12 protein-coding genes and 1 pseudogene are annotated in these 12,074 nt (G+C 74.2%); 9 read left to right on the top strand and 4 right to left on the bottom strand.

Going from position 1 to position 12,074, the window contains the following annotated elements; genetic code table 11:
• The 3 genes and pseudogenes from BIV25_RS24645 to BIV25_RS24635 form a co-directional block, all read left to right on the top strand.
• Positions 1 to 712 (top strand): annotated as a pseudogene (locus tag BIV25_RS24645) (hypothetical protein); the annotation flags it as partial.
• Between the two features lie 46 nt (positions 713 to 758).
• Positions 759 to 1,988: a MoxR family ATPase gene (locus BIV25_RS24640; RefSeq protein WP_071374570.1), complete on the top strand. Its 1,230-nt coding sequence runs from the start codon at positions 759 to 761 to the stop codon at positions 1,986 to 1,988.
• Positions 1,985 to 3,226 carry a VWA-like domain-containing protein gene (locus BIV25_RS24635; RefSeq protein WP_071374569.1) on the top strand — a complete coding sequence of 414 codons (1,242 nt, stop codon included), beginning with the start codon at positions 1,985 to 1,987 and terminating at the stop codon, positions 3,224 to 3,226. The genes BIV25_RS24640 and BIV25_RS24635 overlap by 4 nt, the downstream gene beginning before the upstream one ends.
• A gap of 65 nt (positions 3,227 to 3,291) precedes the next feature.
• Here the strand turns inward: BIV25_RS24635 and BIV25_RS24630 are convergent, their stop codons facing one another.
• Positions 3,292 to 4,431 carry a hypothetical protein gene (locus BIV25_RS24630; protein WP_071374568.1) on the bottom strand — a complete coding sequence of 380 codons (1,140 nt, stop codon included), beginning with the start codon at positions 4,429 to 4,431 and terminating at the stop codon, positions 3,292 to 3,294.
• Positions 4,432 to 4,512: 81 nt separating this feature from the next.
• Between BIV25_RS24630 and BIV25_RS24625 the strand changes: the two genes are divergently transcribed.
• Entirely contained in the window at positions 4,513 to 4,953 is a 441-nt protein-coding gene (locus BIV25_RS24625; protein WP_071374567.1) for a MarR family winged helix-turn-helix transcriptional regulator, read from the top strand.
• 194 nt (positions 4,954 to 5,147) lie between these two features.
• Here the strand turns inward: BIV25_RS24625 and BIV25_RS24620 are convergent, their stop codons facing one another.
• Positions 5,148 to 5,912: a GNAT family N-acetyltransferase gene (locus BIV25_RS24620; RefSeq protein WP_071374566.1), complete on the bottom strand. Its 765-nt coding sequence runs from the start codon at positions 5,910 to 5,912 to the stop codon at positions 5,148 to 5,150.
• Entirely contained in the window at positions 5,909 to 6,841 is a 933-nt protein-coding gene (locus BIV25_RS24615) for an NADP-dependent oxidoreductase (RefSeq protein WP_071374565.1), read from the bottom strand. The genes BIV25_RS24620 and BIV25_RS24615 overlap by 4 nt, the downstream gene beginning before the upstream one ends.
• Before the next feature lie 171 nt (positions 6,842 to 7,012).
• Here BIV25_RS24615 and BIV25_RS24610 point away from each other — a divergent pair, with 171 nt between their 5' ends.
• From BIV25_RS24610 to BIV25_RS24590, 5 genes are all read left to right on the top strand, one after another.
• Positions 7,013 to 7,618: a sulfite oxidase-like oxidoreductase gene (locus BIV25_RS24610; RefSeq protein WP_071374564.1), complete on the top strand. Its 606-nt coding sequence runs from the start codon at positions 7,013 to 7,015 to the stop codon at positions 7,616 to 7,618.
• A 52-nt stretch (positions 7,619 to 7,670) separates the two neighbouring features.
• The gene (locus BIV25_RS24605; RefSeq protein ID WP_071374600.1) at positions 7,671 to 8,411 is read left to right on the top strand and encodes a ferredoxin reductase; all 741 of its coding nucleotides are present in this window, start codon (positions 7,671 to 7,673) and stop codon (positions 8,409 to 8,411) included.
• 296 nt (positions 8,412 to 8,707) lie between these two features.
• Positions 8,708 to 9,292 carry a DUF3592 domain-containing protein gene (locus tag BIV25_RS24600; protein ID WP_071374599.1) on the top strand — a complete coding sequence of 195 codons (585 nt, stop codon included), beginning with the start codon at positions 8,708 to 8,710 and terminating at the stop codon, positions 9,290 to 9,292.
• 187 nt (positions 9,293 to 9,479) lie between these two features.
• A complete protein-coding gene (locus BIV25_RS24595; protein WP_071374563.1) occupies positions 9,480 to 10,448 on the top strand; it encodes an acetylxylan esterase in 969 nt (322 codons plus the stop codon).
• A 141-nt stretch (positions 10,449 to 10,589) separates the two neighbouring features.
• Positions 10,590 to 11,348 (top strand): GntR family transcriptional regulator, encoded by a 759-nt coding sequence (locus BIV25_RS24590; protein WP_071374562.1) that lies wholly within the window; start codon positions 10,590 to 10,592, stop codon positions 11,346 to 11,348.
• On the opposite strand, the gene BIV25_RS24585 is transcribed toward BIV25_RS24590, so the two are convergent.
• Positions 11,318 to 12,073: a class I SAM-dependent methyltransferase gene (locus tag BIV25_RS24585; protein WP_071374561.1), complete on the bottom strand. Its 756-nt coding sequence runs from the start codon at positions 12,071 to 12,073 to the stop codon at positions 11,318 to 11,320. The two genes, BIV25_RS24590 and BIV25_RS24585, sit on opposite strands and share 31 nt — an antisense overlap.
• Between the last annotated feature and the right edge of the window lies 1 nt (position 12,074).

Genomic DNA, 12,074 nt, shown 5'->3' with positions numbered 1-12,074 from the left:
CCGAACCGGCGGACCCCCAGACCCATCCGGGCCCGCACACCGGGACCGGCTGTACCCCGTCGCGGACAGTGCCCGCGGGGCGGATCTGCGGATCGGCACCGGGCGCGTACCGGGGGGCCTCTCCGCCGTGCCGGTGCTGCCGGACGCGGCGACCTGGATCCCGCCGGACCTGGAGCTGCTCCGCGCCGGGCTGATCACGCCGGACCGGCTGCATCCGCTGGTGGCCGCCGCGCTGGTCCCCGGGCACCGGCCGGACGGGCCGTCGTCCGGCGCCGATCCGGTGGCGGAGGCACGTGCCGTGGACTGCCGGGGCGCCCGGCACCGGATCGGTCTGGTCGACGGCGTCCTGATGCCGCTGGACCACGGACCGGACGACATCCGGCGCGAGGAACTGCTGGCCGCGCTCGGCGGCCCGGTGCTGCCGTGCCTGCGGGTCATCGACGAGGCGCACCGGCGCCCGGACTGTCTCACCGGCGTCCGGGAACGGCTGGACCACGGTGACAGCGCCGGGGCCCTGGCCGTGGTCGAGGCGCTGCTCGGTCCGGGCGCGGTGCTGCGCGACGGTCCCCTGCGGGACGAGCTGACGGCCGCGGCCGAGCGGCGCATCGCCTACGGCCTGTACCGCGCCGGTCTCACCGGCCCGGACCACGCCCACGCCGACCCGTACCGCAACCGCGTCCGGCAGCGGCGCCTCCGCCGCCACCAACGCTGAACGCCCTCTCTTCCAGGCTTACTTCACACCCCTCAGGTGATCCCACATGACTGTCTCCGTCTCCCCTGCCCCTCAACTCCACGTAGCCGAGACCTTGTTGAACCTGCTCCGTGACACCACCACCGAGCCACGCGCCGACACCCAGCTGGAGGCGCTCACCCTGGCCGTGGCCGCCGACCTTCCGGTCCTGCTGTGGGGTGAGCCCGGCATCGGCAAGACGGCGGCGCTGACCCAGCTCGCCAAGGCGCTGGACCTGCCGCTGACCACCGTGATCGCGAGCGTGCACGAGCCGTCCGACTTCTCGGGACTGCCCGTCGTAGGAGACGATCCCGCCGTGCAGGGCGTCCCGATGGCGCCGCCGGACTGGGCGGTGCGGCTGGTGCGCGCCGGGCGGGGGCTGCTGTTCCTGGACGAGCTGTCCACCGCTCCCCCGGCGGTGCAGGCGGCGTTGCTGCGGCTCGTGCTGGAGCGGCGGATCGGCGCCCTGCGACTGCCGGCCGGGGTACGGATCGTGGCCGCCGCCAACCCGCGCTCCTCGGCCGCCGACGCCTGGGAGCTGAGCCCCCCGCTGGCCAACCGGTTCGTGCACCTCCAGTGGACCCACGACCACGAGGTCGTCGTACGCGGCCTCGGCGGGACCTGGCCGCGTGCGGACCTGCCCCGGCTCGACCCGGCCCGGCTGCCCGAGGCCGTGGCGTTCGCCCGGCGCGCGGTGTGCGCGTTCCTCGGCGCGCGGCCGGGGCTCGTGCACAGGCTGCCGAACGGGGAGGGCCGGCGGGGTGGGGCGTGGCCGTCGCCCCGCAGCTGGGAGGCGACGCTGCGGCTGATCGCCTTCGCGACCGCCGCCGGTTCCTCGCGGGACGTGCTGTCGCTGCTGGTCCGCGGCACCGTCGGGGACGGACCCGGACTGGAACTGCTCGCGAGCCTGGACCGGATGGACCTGCCGGACCCGGAGTCGCTGCTGGCCGATCCGGCGGGTGCCGTGCTGCCCGAGCGCGGCGATCTGCGGCAGGCCGCGCTGGACGGGGTGGTGGCCGCGGTGCGGGCACGGCCGGAGCGGGCCCGCTGGGACGCGGCCTGGGCGCTGCTGGTGCGGGCGATGGAGACCGGCGCGCCGGACGTGGTGGTCGTCCCGGCGACCACGCTGGCCGCGCTGCGCCGGGAGGACTGGGACGTACCGGCGGTTGTCGAGCGGCTGGCCGGGGTGGTGTCGCTGTCCCGGCGGGCCGACGAGGCCGCCCGGCGCCCCGCGCGGACCGCGGGGGCCCGGCGATGACGGCGCACGCGCCCGGGGCGCTGGACCGCGGCAAGCTGTTCGCGGCCCGGCTGCACGCGGCCCGGGTCCGGCCGTATCTGGCGACGGCGTTGTTCGCGCTGCGCCCGGTGGAGTCGCGGCAGGTGCCGACGATGGGCGTCGACCGGTACTGGCGGTGCTACGTCTCCGCGGCGTTCGTGGACCGCACCCCGGTGGCGGAGTTGGCGGCGGTGTGGGTGCACGAGGTGGCGCATCTGCTGCGCGACCATCACGGGCGCGGCGACCGGGTGGCCGGCGAGCGCGGGCTGACCGGTCCGGCGGAGCGGCTGCGGATGAACATCGCCGCGGACTGCGAGATCAACGACGACGTGTACGGCGACGGGCTGGTGTGCCCCGAGGACGCCGTGACACCGGAGAAACTGGGGCTGCGCGCGGGTGAGTTGATGGAGGACTACCTGCGTCAGTTCCAGCTCGGGCCCCGCCTGGCACGGGAGGCCTGGCTGGACTGCGGCAGCGGTGCCGACGGGCTGGAGCGGCCCTGGGAGCTGGGGCCCGACGGCGCGCACGGGCTGAGCGAACAGGAGCGGGACGCGGTCCGGTTCCGGGTGGCCCAGGGCATCAGGGGCGCTCCGGGCGACACACCGGCGGGCTGGCGGCGCTGGGCCGAGGAGGTGTTCCATCCGCCGCAGCCCTGGCGCCAGTTGCTGGGTTCGGCACTGCGCTCGGCCGTCTCGGCGTCGGGCGTGGGCGAGGACTACCGCCACGGCCGTCCGGCGCGGCGTTCGGCCGGGCTGCCCGGGGTGGTGCTGCCGAGCCTGCGGCGCAGTCCCCCACGGGTCTGTGTGGTGGTGGACACCTCGGGCTCGGTCAGCGACGCCGAACTGGGCAGCGCGCTGCTGGAAGTCGCCGCGATCTGCCGGGCGTTGGGCGGGCGGCGGGACCTGGTCTCCGTACTGTCCTGCGACGCGGCGGCCCAGACCGTGCAGCCGCTGTGCCGGACGGAGGGCATCGAGCTGGTGGGCGGCGGCGGGACGGATCTGCGCAGCGGGTTCGCCCGGGCGCTGCGGATGCGGCCCGACGTGGTGGTGGTCCTGACGGACGGTCAGACTCCGTGGCCCGGAGCGCGGCCGCCCTGCCGGACGGTGGTGGGCCTGTTCGCGCGGACCGGCGGGTCGTACGACGAGGACGATCCCGGCTACCGGCCGGAGGTACCGCCCGCGTGGGCGCGGGTGGTGACGATCGGCTCGGCGTCGGGATGAGGCACGGCAGGAGCACCGCCCGCAGCCGGGCGGCGCGCTCCCTGTCGTCGGCGGCCGGCGCCGGATCAGACGCCGACCGTCTCCTCGACCTCTTCCTCAAGCTCTTCTTCGGCCTCGGCCCGCACCCTCGCCTGGTCCGCCGACGTCCGCAGCGCGCCAGAGACGGCGGGGGCGGTCGGGGCGGTGGGGACGGTGAGTGCCGTGGCCGGCTGGGCGGCGGTCTCGCCGTGACCGGCCGCGTGCCGGGCGTGGCGGGGGCGCTCGTACAGGGCGGCGATCCCGGTCACCACGAGGCCGGCCAGCAGCCAGGCCACCAGGGTCCACACGTTGCGCCCGAGGCCGTCGTCACCGAAGTACAGCAGGCTGCGGATGCCCTCGACGAAACCGGCGCCGTTCCAGAAGGCGTGCAGGGTGCCGAAGAAGCCGTTCTGGAGCTCGGGCCGGAACAACCCGCCGGAGCTGGTGAAGTTCAGCATCACGAACAGCACCATCATCGCCAGCGTGGTCCAGCGCTTGAGGAAGGTGTGCAGGCCGACGCCGATGAGGAGGATGCCCGCCGAGTACAGCCACGCCATGCCGAACAGGCTCGCGAGGTCGTGGTGCGCGAGGTGGAACACCGGCCCGGCGAGCAGGGCACCGATGCCGCCGACGACGGCGGAGACGCCGAGCGCGAGCAGCGCCCGTATCCGCATCGGCAGCGCGGCACCCGCGGCGCCGAGGGCGGCGACCGAGGCGTAGGAGCCGATGCTGACCGCGATCAGCAGGAAGAACAGGCCCTGGCCGGTGGGGTCGTCGGAGACCGGCTCGGCCACGTCGGTGATCTTCAGCGGGAGGCCCTGCCCGGCGGCGACCGGGGTGAAGACCTTCTCGACGGCAGTCGCGCCCATGTCCGAGGCGGCGCTGGCCACGAGCAGTTCGGGCGCCTTGGCGCTCGGCACGTAGGCGCCGGTCACATCGCGGGACTTCAGCAGTGCGACGGCGTCGGCGCGGGTGGCGACGGTACGGACGTCGAGCTTGTCCCCCGCGGTGTCCTTGACCGTCTGGGCGAAGACCATCGCCCGCGGGGTGGTGCCGACGACGGCGACCGGCAGGTGGTGCGGTTCGGGGGTGACGAAGGCCCCCATGTACGCGAGCCCCATGCCGATGCACATCAGCAGCGGGGTGATCAGGTGCGTCAGCACGTGGCGCAGTGCCGGTGACCTCATCGGGCGGCCTCCAATGGTTGGCTTATACAACTTCAGCTTCAAGTTGTACTATACAACTAGAACGCCTGAGGAGGTATTCCCGTGAGCTCAGCGGAGTCGGCCGTCGAGACGATCCAGCGCGAGATGACGATCTTCGCCCGCCGGGCCCGCGCCTCGGCGGGCCGTATGCACCCCGAGCTGTCGCTGGTCTCTTACACCCTGCTCAGCCACTTGGAGGAGCAGAGCGGCTGCCGGGCCACGGACCTCGCGGCGCACTACGCCCTGGACAAGTCCACGGTGAGCCGGCAGGTGGCGGCGCTGGAGCGGACCGGGCTGGTCGAACGCCGGCTGGACCCGGAGGACCACCGGGTCCAGGTGCTCCATCTCACGGAGGCGGGCGAGGAGATCCTCGCCCAGGTGACCCACAGCCGCCGGGCCGCCTTCCACGAACGGCTCGCCGACTGGCCGGAGGAGGACCTGGTCCGCTTCGCGGCGTATCTGGAGCGGTACAACGCGGGACGGGGCGACTCCGGGTCCGCGTGAGCGACGCCGGTCGGGCCGGGCAGAGCCGACCGGGCCCGGCACGCGCGGCCGACGCCGGTTTCCCCGGTTTCCCGTGACGGCTGCGGCTACGTCACCGCGACCGGCGAGATCACCACCGCACGTGGTGGTGCACCGCACACCAGAGCACGGCCGCACACGCCCGTATCCCGCGACAGCTACGGCTACGGCTACGGCTACGGCACCGGAACCGCCGCGCGGTCGCCCTCGGCCAAGTGCTCGGGGACGCGGGCCGCGCCGAACGCGGTGCTGCGGCGCAGCCGGAAGCCCAGGGACTCGTACAGCCGGATCGCGTTCGTGTTCTGGGCGCCCGTGTGCAGGAACGGCGTCTCGCCGCGCGCCCGGATGCCGTGGGCGACGGCGCGGATCAGCCGCGTCGCGAGGCCCTCGCCGCGGTGGGCCGGGGCGGTGCAGACCGCGCTGATCTCGGTCCAGCCCGGCGGGTGCAGCCGCTCCCCCGCCATGGCGATCAGCGCCCCACCGCGGCGGATGCCGAGGTAGGTGCCGAGTTCGATGGTGCGCGGCAGGAACGGTCCGGGCCGGGTGCGCGCCACCAGGTCGAGCATCTCGGGCACGTCCGCCGGGCCGAGCGGCACCGCCTCCGGGTCCGGTGCGGTGTCGAGGCCGTCGTCCACGAGCTGCACGCCCTCGACGCGGAAGGTGATCTCCCAGCCGTCCGGGACCTCGCCGCGGTAGCCCAGCAGCGGAACCTCCGCGCCGGGACCCGCCAGCGCGGCGAGGTCCGCCCAGTCCCGTGCGTCCGGCTCGTCGGGCAGGGCCAGCCACGGGGTGACGTCGGCGGGGTAGCGCACCACCCGGCCGCGCCACTCGGCGAAGTGCGCGTGCGGGCCGGTCAGCGCGGCCAGGGCGGGACGGTCGAGGATGTGCGGGGCGGCGGCGGACGTCCGGTCGTCGCCGCCCGGTCCGGCTATGAGGTTCACGCGGCCACCTCGATCACGATCTTTCCGAGGGTGTGCCCGTCCTCGACCGCACGCAACGCCCGGCCGGCCTGCTCCAGCGGGAAGGTGCGGGTGACGTGCGCGTTCAGCGCGCCGCGCACCGCGAGGTCCGCGACCGCCTCCAGGACGGCGGCGGTGCGGGCGCGCTCGACCCGGGCACCGCCGAGCGAGGCGACGGCGTCGAGCGGGGAGCCGGCCGTGATCAGCTTGCTGCGGTCCTTGAGCAGTTCGGCGGCCTCGGCGAGCACCGGCCCGCCCACCAGGTCGTACACCGCGTCGATCCCGTCGGGCACCGCGGCGCGCACCCGCTCGACGAGGCCGGGACCGGATGGACCGTAGGAGACGTGAACCGCGCCGAGCGACTCCACGAACTCCCTCTTGCCCTCGCTCGCCACGCCCACGACCCGCAGTCCGAAGGCCCGGGCGATCTGTACGGCCGCGCTGCCGACCCCGCCGCCGGCGCCCGTGATCAGCAGCGTCGTCCCGCCCGGCAGGCCGAGCTGGCGGATGCCGTCGTAGGCCGTGGCCGCGGCGACCGGGAACGTCGCGGCGTCGGTGAAGGACAACCCGGCGGGCTTGTGGACGGCCACGTCGGCGGTGAGCAGGGCGAACTCCGCGTATCCGCCGCGGGCGGTGCTGCCGAAGACCTCGTCGCCCACGGCGAAGCCGGTCACGCCCGGGCCGACCTCCGCCACGACGCCCGCGGCCTCGCTGCCGAAGACCCGGGGAAAGAGCAGCTCGTCCTCCCCGGGGCGCAGAAAGCCGTTCCGCAGCTTCCAGTCGACGGGGTTGACCCCTGCCGCGCGCACCGCGATCAGGATCTCGCCGGGGCCGGGGGTCGGACGGTCCAGTTCGGCCAGCGCCTCGGTCTCCGGTCCGCCGTGCCGCGTGTAGACATACGCCTTGGGCATGTTCTCTTCCTCGCTTCTCTCGCACTGCCACCGGTGTACCGGCACCCGCATCGAGCGCAAAGGAGAAGCGCCGCACAGCTATTCCCGGGGCCCGAAAGAGTTCATACGGGCGCAATGATCCAGGCGATGACCTGGGGCGGGGCACCCGGGACGACAGCGTACGGTTGAAGCATGAACGTCACGCGAGGCTTCACGGGCCGTCCGCGCGTCGACAACCCGGGGCTGCCGCCCGGGCAGTACGACGCGGGCGAGGACTGGCCCGTCCTGTCCGCCGAGGTCACCCCGGACCTCGCGGCGGCCGACTGGTCCTTCCGCATCGACGGCCTGGTCGAGCGGCCGCGCACCTGGGACTGGGACGCGGCGCACACGCTGCCGGAGTCGGCGTACGCCGGCGACATCCACTGTGTGACCGGCTGGTCGAAGTTCGGCGTGCGCTTCGGCGGCGTCTGCCTGGACGCGTTCTTCGACGTGGTGCGGCCCCATGGGTCCGCCACACATGCCGTGGCCCACTCCCACACCGGCTACACCACGAACCTGCCCCTCGCGGACCTCACCGGTGGGCGGGCCTGGATCGTCTGGGAGTACGGCGGCGAGCCGCTGCCGTCGGAGCACGGCGGCCCGGCGCGGCTGATCGTGCCTCATCTGTACTTCTGGAAGAGCACCAAGTGGATCGCGGGTCTCACCCTGCTCGACCACGACGAGCCCGGCTTCTGGGAGCGCAACGGCTACCACGAACGCGGCAACCCCTGGCAGGAGCAGCGGTACTCCGGTGACTGAGACGGCGACGACGAACCCGACGGCTCCGCCGGCCCCGGCCGGCGGAGCCGTCGTGCCCACGACGCGGTTCGCCGTGCCGGGGCGGATCGAGGTGAGCGGCCGGGCGGCCACGGTGTGGCAGACGGCCACACTGGCCGAGATCCGGCGCGAGACGCCACGGACGGCCACGTTCCGGCTGGCCGTGCCCGCCTGGGCGGGGCATCTGCCCGGCCAGCACCTGATGCTGCGGCTGACCGCGCCGGACGGCTACACGGCGCAGCGCCACTACTCCCTCGCGTCGGCGCCCGACGACTCGGGGCACATCGAGCTGACCCTGGACCACGTCCCGGGCGGCGAGGTCTCCGGCTGGTTCCACACGGTGGCCCGTCCGGGTGACACGGTCGAGGTGCGCGGCCCGCTGAGCGGCTTCTTCGCCTGGCCGGGCGACCGGCCCGCGCTGCTCGTCGGCGCCGGTTCCGGTGTCGTACCGCTGATGTCGATGGTGCGCCACCACCGGCTGCGCGCCCTCGACGTGCCGCTGCGTCTGCTGGTGTCCGCGCGCAGCCCCGAGGAGCTGATCTACGCGTCCGAACTGGGCGCGGAGACGACGCGCGTGTTCACGCGGAGCGCCCCACAGGGGGTGGCGGTGGGACGTATGGCGGCGACACATGTGGCGCCACACCTGGCCGAGCGGCCTTCCGGTGGATGGGAGGCCTATGTGTGCGGGTCCAACGCGTTCGCCGAGCACGCCTCCCGGCTGCTGGTCGCGGCAGGACAGCCGGTGGAGCGGATCCGGATCGAGCGCTTCGGCTGAGCCGTTCGTCCGCAACGCGGTCCGGAACATCGTCCGGCCCATCGTCGGAAGCGGGCTCGGAAGCAGGCCGGGAACACCTGTCCGGGTCGCACGCCGGGGCCGGGCGCGCGATCGTGGGGCGCATGGCTCGTTCCGCGCTCCAAGCGGGCTTGAACTCGCGGTTCGCGGCGTGAGCGAGGGGCACCGTACGGGGTACGAGACGGGTGTGGACGCTCGTGTGCGTGAGCGATGGGGGACGGCGGACCATGACGGCGGTCCGTCCGGCGCTCCGGCTCCTACGGGGCGAGGAGGTGGACATGCGGACCCGGGTGCATGGCTGGCGCTGGCAGCGCAATCCGCTGCGGCGCCGCTCGGACGTCGTGGAGGCGTGGACGGTGCTGGTGGTGTCCGTCCTGCTGTTCGTGGTGGTGCCGCTGGCCGGGATGGCCGCCGGCCTGCGTGCGTACGACCAGGCCGGCTCGCTCGCGGCGACGGCTCGTGCCGAACGCCACCAGGTGCGCGCCCGGGTGATCGGCCAACCGCCCGGCCGGGTGTCCGCCGCGGAGGGCGACCGTGAGCGCCCCTACCGCGCCCAGGTGCGCTGGACCGAACCCGGCAAGGGGACCCGGACGACGTGGACCCGGGTGCCGACGGGGACCCGGACCGGCGACACGGTCTCCGTCTGGCTCGACGCGCGAGGCCGGGATGTCGCCCCGCCGCCGGACGATGCGGCGATCGTGCAGCACGCGGTGACCGTCGGCGTGTGCGCGGCGGGCTGCGCGGCGGCCGTCGTACTCCTCGGGCACGCGGTCGAGCGCCGGATCGCGCTGCGGCACCGGATGGCGGAGTGGGAGCGCGAGTGGGAGCGCACCGGCCCGAAGTGGACCCAGCCCAGGGCGTGACAGCGACCCGACCACTGTGTCCGTCCGACGTACCAGAGCCATCCGGCAGCAAGCGCTTGCCCCGCACGTGACCAGGCGCGTCACCCGTCAGGAAACCGTAGGGGCATGCCCCACCGGGCCTGGCCAGTCCTCCGATCATCCACGTACGGTGAGCTGACGCACTGTCCCTTCACCAAGGCGGTTGTTGATGGCCCTGTTCGACCTTTCCCTCGACGAACTGCGCGCGTACCGGAGCGAGTCCACCGAGCCGGAGGACTTCGACGCCTTCTGGGACAAGACCCTGGAGCAGGCGCGCGAGCACGAACTGGACGCCCGTTTCGAGCCGGTGGACACCGGGCTGTCGACGGTCGAGGTGTACGACGTGACGTTCGCCGGGTTCGACGGCCACCCCGTCAAGGGCTGGCTGCGGCTGCCGGCCGGCGCCACCGAACCCCTGCCGCTGGTCGTGGAGTTCATCGGCTACGGCGGCGGGCGGGGGCTCCCGCACGAGAACCTGCTGTGGGCGTCGACGGGCCGCGCGCACTTCACGATGGACACCCGCGGCCAGGGCAGCGCCTGGGGCGGGGGCGGCGGCACGGCGGACCCCGTCGGCGCGGCACCGGCCTACCCGGGCTTCATGACGCGCGGCATCGACGCGCCCGAGAACTACTACTACCGGCGGGTGTTCACGGACGCCGTACGCGCGGTCGAGGCCGCCCGTTCGCACCCGCTGGCCGACGCCGGGCGCACGGTGGCGCTCGGTGCCAGCCAGGGCGGCGGCATCGCGCTCGCGGTCGGCGGACTGGTCCCTGGCCTGGTCGCGGTCGCGCCGGACGTGCCGTTCCTGTGCGACTTTCCGCGCGCGACGACTCTGACGGACCGTCATCCGTACCGGGAGATCGGCCAGTTCCTCAAGACGCACCGCGGCCGCTCGGCGGAGGTGCAGCGCACCCTGTCGTACTTCGACGCCGTGCACTTCGCGGCCCGCGGCCGGGCGCCGGCCCTGTTCTCCGCCGCCCTGGAGGACCAGACCTGCCCGCCGTCGACGGTGTTCGCGGCCTTCAACGCCTGGGCTCAGGAGGACAAGGCGATCGAGGTGTACGACTTCAACGACCACGAGGGCGGCGGCCCCTTCCACGAGGCGGCGAAGGTGCGCTGGCTGCGGTCGTACGCCTGACGGCGCGTCGTCCGTCTGACAGCGCGCGGCGGGTTTCGGCCGAACCGCCATGCCGCTCTTCCCTTGTGGTTTAGACCAATGCAATGGTGGTCGCGCAATGAGCCCGCACGGCTACGTCTTGTCACCACAGGAGGGCGCGGCATGGCCCGCACCACCCCGCACGAACCCGAGCAGAGCCACGCACCCGCGCAGCTCGACGACCGGCCCCTGTACGGGCGGATCGCGACTCTGCTGCTCGACGAACTGCACGCCGGCACCATTCCGCCCGGCGAACGGCTGCCCGGCGAACGGCACTTGGCGGCCCACTACCAGGTCAGCCGGGAGACCGTCCGGCAGGCGCTGGACGTGCTGCGCCGGGGCGGCCTGGTCGCCACCGACCGGCGCGGCAGCCATGTCACGCTGCCCGGCCGTCCCGTCGAGGCGCCGGGGACCCCGGTCTTCCCGCTCGGCGCCCGCTCGACGGACCCGTGTGCGGTCGACCGGGCCACGGTGACCTGGGAGGCGCCGCCGCCGGAGCACGCGCGGGCATTGGGCCTCGCCCCGCAGCGGCCGACACTGGTGCACCGCTACCGGTCGGCCACTCCGGACGGCCGGTCGCTGCGCACCGCGGTGACGTCGTTCTCGGCGGTGGCGCTGGCCGAGGTGGCGGAGCTGGCCCGCTACCGGGGCCGGGCCGACGGAGCCACCCCGGCGCAGCTGCGCCGGGCCTACGACTGGATGCGCAAGGCCGGTCTGACCCTGCACCACCGGGACGCCATCAGCCAGGTCGGCGACGCCTCGTCGGTGCGGGTGACCCGCCGGGTGCACGACCAGTACGCGCGGCCGCTGGAGATCACCGACCTGGTGGTCAACGAACAGGACATGCTGGTCTACGAGTTCACGCTGCCCGCCGCCGGCTGAGGCCTGCGGGCCACCACCAGCCGGACCCGCGGACTCCCGTCGCCGCGCCGCCCGAACTCCTGCAGGGCACGCACCTCGGTCACGAAGCCGGCCTCCCTCAGCTCCCGCAGCACATCACCGAGTCGGAAGGCCCGGTAGTACATGACGAACGGCGGCCGCCACAGGGCGTTGCGCACCCGCATCACCGTGTCGAAGCCGAGCAGCGCCCAGTAGCCGGGCCGCGTCGGGCGGGGCGGGGCGAGCACCGGGAAGGCGAACCGGCCGCCGGGCCGCAGGGCCGCGTTGACCCGGGCGAACAGGCCCGGCAGCTCGCTCGGCAGGAAGTGGCCGAACGCACCGAAGGAGACCACGAGATCGAAGGCGGCCGCGAACGGCAGGGCGCGGGCGTCGCCGCGCACCCAGGCGACCCCGGGCCCGCCGGCGGGCGGTCGCACCCGATGCCGGGCCACGTCCAGCATGCCCGCGCTGAAGTCGACGCCGGTGACGCTGCGGCGGCACAGCCCGGTCAGCACCTCCACGCCCGCGCCCGTACCGCAGCACAGGTCGAGCCCGTCCGCGAACGGGCCGAGCGGGGCGAGCGCCTTCGCGACGGACGCCAGCACCGCGTCCGGTGTCCGGAAGGGGGTGTGGTCGAACTTCGGGGCGAGCAGGTCGTAGCCCCGCTCGACGGACGACAGCGCCTGGACCGCGAGTTCACGCAGGGTGGGGCCTTCGGGACCGAACATC

Source organism: Streptomyces sp. MUSC 14, from assembly GCF_001866675.1.
GTDB lineage: Bacteria > Actinomycetota > Actinomycetes > Streptomycetales > Streptomycetaceae > Streptomyces.
The sequence above is the reverse complement of the archived record's forward strand: the minus strand, read 5'-3'. Positions and strand labels throughout refer to the sequence as shown.